We start from the raw sequence: 5,260 nt of genomic DNA on the forward strand, positions 1-5,260 counted from the left end.
AATTTTATTTACAAAAAATATATCCATAAGCGGGCAACTTTTTGATTGATTAACTGGGAAGAAATATGCTATAGTATTATTGTCGCGGGTTGGCAATCTGAGACATTAAATAGACGTAAAGGGAAGCGTAGGACTACTGTCAAGGTAGCAGCACCCAATGAAACGTCAATCCACTGAAAAGCTAGGGCTCAGTAAGAATCTCCGTACCTGCCTCTTTCAGAGGAGCTTCGCTAACGCTAAAAGGCCTGAGAGGCAGGGCTATTTCATTCTAAAAAGTGGCTTAAGCGTGTCTAGACCAAAAGAACAGAGTCGTTGAGCTTGTGCCATGTTTTCTTTCCATGTGGTCACGGTATAAATTGAGTGTAAAATTGCGAGCGGAGCGTAAAAATTTTAGGCAGAGGGTTAGTGCGAATTCTGGATTTATCAACGCCAAAGAGTAACATCTCGTTCCATAGTGTACTTTATTCTCGACACCCCAATATCCACGGATACGTTCAGCAAATTCTTGGGCTGTTAAACTTAAAGAAGAAATCTAATAACGAGTCTGAGTAGTAACTTCAATTACATTATGTGTAAACACCTGTCGTTCTGATTGAACTTGAATCAAAGTGGTTAGTCCAGGCCAAGGACGGATACAATCAAGATTTTGACAAATACTAACATTGCGCTGTCTTGATGCAATAGCGAGTGGGGGAAACCCCCAAGACCGCGCTGCATCGCTTTTCGATTCGACCATGTCCTTTGTTTATTTGAGCACAAGTCAATTCGGGTATAAAATTTTTTTTAACATCTTGAAACAGACTTCGTTGATTACCTTTTAAAGCAGCTATATAATCCTTGCCACTGTTGACGATCAATTCACAAGTTTTTTTTGGGTATTAATAGCATCTATGGCATTGACAACTCCTTTTAGAGCCAGTTTCGTAAAGCTTCTCTGGTAAAGCTTTAATTTCGTTGGTTTTGGCATCAACTTCAAAGGGTTCTAAAATCAAGCCCCGCTCAACAATGTAAGAACTGACCAACATAATTGCTGGGTGGGAGTCGGAATTGGGATTATCGTTTTCAATCTGATATGAACCTTTAAGGACAAAACCCGTCTAAGGCAATGGTTTCTCCACAAGCTGGTTGTACATTGAAGAATGCGCGCAAGGCACATCGAATACTCTTCGTAATTAATATACAATAAGACACGACGTACAGTACGCCTAAGTTGGAAGCCTGTTTTTCGGAGGTAAGAGATAGTCAATTAACTCTTCACGGTAACTTTACATCCAATCTCCAATTGCTAAAAATCCTTTATTTCCTGCAGCGTTCGCCTTTGGCGGCTCCAAAGGAGCATGGCCAAAGTAAATAGCGCTAGGCACAGTGGAAGAGTGTGGCGCTGTCCGGCACGACGACGAGGATCTTCTAGTCAAGCTTTGGCTTCTATAATTGCGATTTGAGACACGGGAGTAGATGCATTAAAGGGAATTTGCGCGCTCTTTATACCATATTCCGATTACAATTAGAATGAAATAGCCCTGCCTGAGAGGATGTCAAAATAGTCCGGACACTTATAGTAAAGTAGCTGTAAGGCTTACAGGGTAATTATTTGCTTGATAAAGCAATCTTTGGTAATTTAGCCCTGGGTAGACAATTAAAAAAATTAAGGCAAGTAGCCTGCAATCCTTGCATTGTCTTCGTTCTGGATTCAAAAAAATTTCGGGAGTATTGAACTTAATGATCAAGAAGCATAATTTGATCATCAAGAAGCTAGCAACTATATTTGTTGTATTTATTACTATCCTGTCCATGGCAGTAGTTCCATCGGCTCAGGCTTGTAGTCGGTTAGTCTACCATGGGAGTTCAAACGGACCAATTACTGCGCGCAGTATGGACTGGTTTCAGGACCCCGATGCTAACCTCTGGGTCTTTCCGAAAGGCATGAAGCGTAATGGTGGGGCTGGTACCAACTCAATCACATGGACTTCGAAATATGGCAGTATCGTTACCTCGAGCTATGACATCGCCACCGTTGATGGTATAAACGATCAGGGTCTCGTTGCCAATCTCCTCTTTTTGGAAAAGACGAAATACGGTGATATTGAACCAGGTGAGAAAACCTTGTCCCTTGGAGGCTGGGGTCAATATGTCCTTGATAATTATGCAACCGTTGAAGAGGCAGTTCAAGGGCTGGAAGCACAACCCTTACAGATCGTCACAACCACCTTTAATGAGCTCGTGTCGGAAGGGCTTCTCTCCCCGCTGCCGGAACCGCTTCAACTACTTATGGGACCACTGGAGTTTGCACTTCACCTGTCGCTCTCGGATCCAAGTGGGGATTCAGCGATCTTTGAATACATTGATGGTGAACTAAAAGTCCATCATGGTCAGGAATACAATGTGCTGACCAATGACCCGACCTTCGACGAACAGCTTAGGTACAAATTTATGGGTTTTTAGGGAGCAGGGAACAGGGCGCAGGGCGCAGGGAAGAGGAAAGAAGGATAAAATCCTGTGTACTTGATAGTTATGCAAACCGCCGTAACTTCAATATGCTGGCAAGTACTCTAGTTTTATATTCGGTAATGACAATTCTATTTTTTGTGATTATTTCGGCTTTTTTATCCCAAATTGCTATCTTTACTATATGCTTGCTAAAGTCTCATTAATGCAAATCCCTGAGACTCTTTTTTGCAAGAACCCAGAATTGAGGAAGGAACAGAGGTCAAAGAGGAGATATTCATGATTGATAATAGAAAACTCTGTGCTGTAGAGCAAGTGATGGAAATAGTAAATCGCTTGAATAGCTCATTCAATATAGTAATTATCGGGCGCATTTTAGGCCCCCTGAATCAAGAAATTGTGAGACAGGCCCTTGATATTGTCCAAACTCATCACCCTCGACTTAATTCTCGTATCGTCGGTGACGTGGATAATCTCCGTTTTGAAACGGGTGCAAAAAAGATCCCTTTGCGGGTTGTAGATACGCAAAACTCTAGACAATGGCAAGAAACCCTTCTAGAAGAACTAAACACCCAAATTGAGAGTAGTGAAGTGCTATTGCGAGCTGTACTTGTGCAAGGGCGGGAGTACTCTGAAAACAATCCTAGCTATCTGATTATCAAAATAAACCACGCCATCTCAGATGCTTTATCGAGTATCGAGTTATATTCAGAAATCTTGACCTACTGCTCGAAAATTATCTCTGGTGAACCAGTCGTGCCAGTGCCTAACTTACCGACACTTCCCCCTGTAGATGAGTTATTACCTCCATCAACAAAAGGCTTTAGGGGTAATATCAACAAGCTGTTGTTTATTCTGCGACTTCTGTTCAAAAATATTTGGCGCCAACCAAAAGGCTTGAGTTTTGAGAAGACTGTACCTCTTGAGTTACGACGTACTGGCAATGTTTATAGACAGTTAGATGCGGAGGTTACCAAAGAGCTGATTCTACGTTGCCGTCAAGAAAAGACAACAGTACAAGCTGCTTTATGTGCGGCGCTGATATTTGCCACAGCCATAAAAATCGGATCAGGAAAGAAAAAATATGTGTCCTGTTGGATTCCTGTTGATCTGCGTAAACACTTGAAACCAGTGATCGACAATAAAAACATGGTCTTACTGGTTAGCTCCATAACGTCATTTCACACTCTCGACACAAATACCTCCTTCTGGAAATTAGCACGGGAAGTGAGACAACAAGTGGAAGTTGGCTTAAAGCGTGGCGATATGTTCACCGGAGTTTTGATGTATAAGAAGATGTTCGAGTTGGGGCTCACCCGCCGAGATCAAGCCCCTCAGACAGTGGCTATTTCCAATATTGGTCGAGTAAATATTCCCAGAGTTTACGGTCAATTTGAACTCTCAGAAATCAGTTTTGCTTCAGCACAAGCCATGTTTGGGGGTATTGTACTTGCTAATGTTACAACTTTTGAGGGAAAAATGTTTTTGCATTTCCCCTTTTCTAAGCCTGCAATCAGCCAGGAGACGATGGAGACTTTAGTAGATAGCTTCCTGTCCTACCTGGTTGATGCTAGCAAGGGAAAAATATCGCCCTGGGCTAGTTAAAATCGAATTACACCTACATTCTGCACCCTGAAATGTCAGACTAGGAATTTTGGTTGTTTGGCTGGGGGTTCTCCTGCATAGTAATGGTGAAAATATATATTTTTTCCCACACTTCCCATACCATTACTATGCACCACCACCGAAAAAAGTTTATGGGGGACTTGTCGTCCCCCAAAGTCAATCCATTGAACTTCAAGACACCTGACTGGCGTGCGCCTCTAGGAAAGGAATGCCCTACTGTGGCGCGTTCAAGAAGCCGCTACTCTTAAAATAAGAATAGTAGGTGTTCAATAATTTGGAATCTACGGATGGACAGACTATATCAGTGTCAGCTAGTCCATGTATTGTATGTTTACAGTCGTATCTCGGCATTTCCGCATTTACTGGTAGTTCTTCTGAAAAAAGCGACAAAAGAGGATACAGTGCGTTTTCATTGCTATTTTCTGTTTGACAAATTAGTTTGGTTCGCCACTTTTCATAATCCATCTGTTCAATGGGGTATCCCCAAGAACGGATCATGTTGAAAGCCTCGTTTACATAGATGTCATTAGGATTGACCATGTGAAAAGCCTTTCCTAGAGATTCTTTCTGTTGTGATATATTAAAAATCGCCTTACTTACATAGTCTACAGGTACTATGTCGCTGAAAACGCCTTCAAGATTTGGCACTGCTCCTAGCTGGATACAGCCTTTAATCATTCGAGAAAATAGATCTTCTGTATTACAGAAGCCTGTTTGACTGTGTCCTGTTATTCTCCCTGGCCTGTATATACATACGGGCAATCCTCGGTCACGAGCTTCCATAACTAATTTTTCTGCTACCCATTTACTTTCAGCGTAGCCATCATCGTTGTCTGGGGTATAGTCGAGGGAGTCTGATTCAAAAATTACTTGCTTGTCAGAATAGGCAGATGAGGAGAAAACCGACATAGTAGAGATAAAATGTACCGGCTTAATTTTGGTTTGGCTAGCCAATCTCAAGACTTCGTGAGTTCCGAGAACATTAGCTGGCTTCAAAACTGAGTAAGAGTAGACAAAATTTACCCAAGCACCATTATGATAAATGACATCCATCTGACTTGCTAGATGGTTAAACTGTGACTCGTCAAGACCCAATAGTGGAGCCGACAATTCTCCTATAACTGGAATAATTCTTGAGCTTTTGGTTTCATTCCATAGGCTATACGACTCCAGGGCTCTTTGCAGTCTC

4 protein-coding genes are annotated in these 5,260 nt (G+C 42.1%); 2 read left to right on the forward strand and 2 right to left on the reverse strand.

Features of this window, described 5'->3' with window-relative positions:
* Positions 1-532: 532 nt before the first annotated feature.
* Positions 533-736 carry a hypothetical protein gene (locus F6K49_RS34670; RefSeq protein ID WP_075903732.1) on the reverse strand — a complete coding sequence of 68 codons (204 nt, stop codon included), beginning with the start codon at positions 734-736 and terminating at the stop codon, positions 533-535.
* A 983-nt stretch (positions 737-1,719) separates the two neighbouring features.
* On the opposite strand from F6K49_RS34670, the gene F6K49_RS34675 reads away from it, so the two are divergent.
* Both F6K49_RS34675 and F6K49_RS34680 read left to right on the forward strand, forming a co-directional pair.
* The gene (locus tag F6K49_RS34675) at positions 1,720-2,442 is read left to right on the forward strand and encodes a linear amide C-N hydrolase (RefSeq protein WP_075903734.1); all 723 of its coding nucleotides are present in this window, start codon (positions 1,720-1,722) and stop codon (positions 2,440-2,442) included.
* A 282-nt stretch (positions 2,443-2,724) separates the two neighbouring features.
* The gene (locus tag F6K49_RS34680; RefSeq protein ID WP_075906539.1) at positions 2,725-4,050 is read left to right on the forward strand and encodes a hypothetical protein; all 1,326 of its coding nucleotides are present in this window, start codon (positions 2,725-2,727) and stop codon (positions 4,048-4,050) included.
* A gap of 234 nt (positions 4,051-4,284) precedes the next feature.
* Here F6K49_RS34680 and F6K49_RS34685 read toward each other — a convergent pair.
* Positions 4,285-5,260 (reverse strand): thioester reductase domain-containing protein (locus tag F6K49_RS34685; protein WP_293103972.1); only part of this gene is annotated, 976 nt, incomplete at its 5' end.

This window comes from Moorena sp. SIO3I6 (assembly GCF_010672095.1).

Coding starts and splice junctions, on each gene's coding strand:
- F6K49_RS34675 (WP_075903734.1), top strand. CDS start 1,720: ATGATCAAGAAGCATAATTTGATCATCAAGAAGCTAGCAACTATATTT.
- F6K49_RS34670 (WP_075903732.1), bottom strand. CDS start 736: ATGGTCGAATCGAAAAGCGATGCAGCGCGGTCTTGGGGGTTTCCCCCA.
- F6K49_RS34680 (WP_075906539.1), top strand. CDS start 2,725: ATGATTGATAATAGAAAACTCTGTGCTGTAGAGCAAGTGATGGAAATA.